Genomic DNA, 412 nt, shown 5'->3' on the forward strand with positions numbered 1-412 from the left:
CGTCTTTTCTTATAGCCTCTACTTTCTCTGGGTCCATATCTTTTGGAGTTTTAAGAGTATATGCAAGGTTAAAAAGGTAATCTTTTACCTCTTCATTAATGGGAATATCTTTAATAGTAGAAGTTGTTATGTTCCAATCCTCTTTGCCTACATAGATTACCATAGGTACAATATTAGGAAACTCTTTGTTTTCTCTGTAGGCCTCTTCATATTTGGCATAGATATAGGACAAGAGCTGTAAGAATATGCCTTTATCTGGACTTGACTTATGCTCTACTATAAAATAAAGCTCTATCTTTTCGTCTTTATCTTTTACATTCACCTCAAAGGCCAAGTCTAGGTATTTCTTTTTACCTTCTATGGTATTGTATTTTTCTGTATCTAATATCCTAATGCTCTCTAAATCAAGATG

The 412-nt window shown here is 33.0% G+C and carries 1 protein-coding gene; it reads right to left on the reverse strand.

Features of this window, described 5'->3' with window-relative positions; genetic code table 11:
- Window positions 1-412: Rpn family recombination-promoting nuclease/putative transposase (locus ACYQZV_RS09115; protein WP_459895339.1), on the reverse strand; the 412-nt coding region annotated here is incomplete at both ends.

The sequence above is a fragment of the Hydrogenobaculum acidophilum genome, assembly GCF_054656715.1.